At 61.9% G+C, this 1,998-nt stretch carries 3 protein-coding genes; all 3 read right to left on the reverse strand.

Features of this window, described 5'->3' with window-relative positions:
• The coding region (locus EOA24_RS35815; RefSeq protein WP_133374810.1) for a hypothetical protein at positions 1 to 249 on the reverse strand (249 nt) is incomplete at its 3' end.
• Between the two features lie 128 nt (positions 250 to 377).
• Entirely contained in the window at positions 378 to 938 is a 561-nt protein-coding gene (locus EOA24_RS35820) for a GNAT family N-acetyltransferase (RefSeq protein WP_126083418.1), read from the reverse strand.
• Between the two features lie 159 nt (positions 939 to 1,097).
• A partial coding sequence (locus EOA24_RS35825) for an alpha/beta hydrolase (RefSeq protein ID WP_127410695.1) occupies positions 1,098 to 1,998 on the reverse strand: 901 nt, incomplete at its 5' end.

A 1,998-nucleotide genomic window follows, 5' to 3' on the forward strand; every position in this document is an offset into this window, starting at 1 on the left:
CTGCTCGACGGAGGCGTAGAAGGCGTCGAGATCGGCATGCAGAATGGTGGCGGCCGCGGCGTTATTCGTGGCGGCCATCGCGCGCTCCCGTGGCCATTTGTGTGGCATTGCAGCATTAGCTGCGTCTTTTGTAAGGGGAATTAATAGAACATAAAGAGAACAAAAGAAGATCGCTGTCAAGCCGCCACGCTTGAGCGTGCAAGTTTCCACAACCAGAAGCCACAGCCGCCGATAGAGCTCAGCTTGCACGATCGCCCGTGAAGGAAATCGTGCGAACGGGAAGGATTGTAGGTGCTCTGCGACCGCCCGAGCTTCGGGAATAGAGATTTGATCTGATGTTTGCGACAAGCCGGCAAGCGCATGAATGTGGCTGACACTCAGCCAACGGTGGAGTTCAACTGCTTTTCCATAACAACAAGTTCCAGGTCGGGGCGCAGCGGACGACCGACCGAAGGGTCGTCGTAGGGGAATGCTAGAGTTTCGCCCGTCAGCTCGTATCCACGCCGGCGATGCCAAGCGATCAATGCCTCACGCTGCCGGATCACCTCCATTCGCATCCGTGGCGCCCCAGCCGCCGCGGCCTGTCGCTCGACCTCCTGCTTGATCAACTTTCCGATGCCAGCGGTCTGCTCGTCCGGAGCCACGGCGAGCATCGACGTATGCCACGCGCCATCGTCGTCTATCGCGATGTTGATGCAGCCGGAGATCGCGCCATCGGTCAACCGGCGCAGCAGAAGAATGCGTCCCCGCGCGATGAGCGCACGAACGCCCTCCTCGCCGATGCGCGGTCCATCAAGCAACCCACGCTCGTTGGTCCATCCCTCAACTGCGCCATTGGCTCTGTATGCCCGGTTCACGACTGACACTATTGCAGCGGCATCGCCCGTCACGGCATCAATGAAACGCAATTTTTCTACTCCTGTCGAAACGTTCGTCATTGCAACTGCGATCACCGTTGGGGCGCCCCAGCATCCGGTTTTGGGGTCACGCCGTCTTCGCACCAGCAGGAGCCGGCGACGTGATCGACGCCTACCTCGCTTGTTCGCCCGTCGTAAAGCCTCGGTTACGATGAATTTGGTTCGGAGATATCTCCACCTTCAGGAGCGCGCTCCCGACACCGTCGCGATAAAGGCGCGCAGGTCGGCCAGCATCAGTTCCGGCTCTTCCAGCGCGGCGAAATGGCCGCCCCGCGGCATGTCGGTCCAATGCACGATGTTGTAGGTCTTCTCCGCGAACGAGCGCGGCGGCGGCAAGAACACCGGATCGGGGAGGGCCGCAACGCCGGTCGGCACCTGGATGCGGGTGCCGGCCGGAAGCATTAGCGACTTCTCAAGCCGGCTGCCGTAGTAGATCCAGGTTGCAGTCACGAACGATGCCGGCGCGATGTAGAGCATGATGTTGGTGAGGAGTTCCTCCTCGGAAAACTTGCTCCAGATGTCGGGGTCGCCATTGGCGGTTGTCGGAAGATCGGCCCACTTGCCGAACTTTTCGAGTATCCAGCCCGCCGCTCCGACCGGGCTGTCGGCCATCGCGATGCCGAGCGTCTGCGGACGGGTTTCCTGCTCGTGAAAGTAGGCGCTCTCCTGATCGGCAATCGCGGCCCGCTTGGCGGCGAAGGACTTCTCCTCGCCGGTCGTCGGAGCGGCGTCCTCCGCACGCACGGTCATCATGTTAATATGGATGCCGAGCAGAGCGTCCGGGCGATCATGCGCTGCCCAGGCCGCGATGCCGTGGCCCCAATCGCCCCCTTGAATGAAATACCGCGCGTCGCCGAACAGTTGAATCATCAGCCCATGCACGAGCGCAGCAGCCCGCCGCGGGCCGATCGGGCGCGTGATCGGGTTGGAGAACGCGAAGCCCGGAAGCGAGGGGACGACAACATCGTGCCCGTCCGCTGCGAGCGGCTCCAACAGCCGCTCGAACTCGAGATACGAGCCCGGCCAGCCGTGGAGAAGCAGGACGGGCGGCTTGGAGTCGTCGCCTTTCACATGAATGAAG

The sequence above is a fragment of the Mesorhizobium sp. M2A.F.Ca.ET.039.01.1.1 genome (genome assembly GCF_003998035.1).
Taxonomy (GTDB): domain Bacteria; phylum Pseudomonadota; class Alphaproteobacteria; order Rhizobiales; family Rhizobiaceae; genus Mesorhizobium.

Excerpts from the sequence above, each read along its gene's own strand:
- EOA24_RS35820 (WP_126083418.1), bottom strand. The coding sequence starts at position 938 with ATGACGAACGTTTCGACAGGAGTAGAAAAATTGCGTTTCATTGATGCC.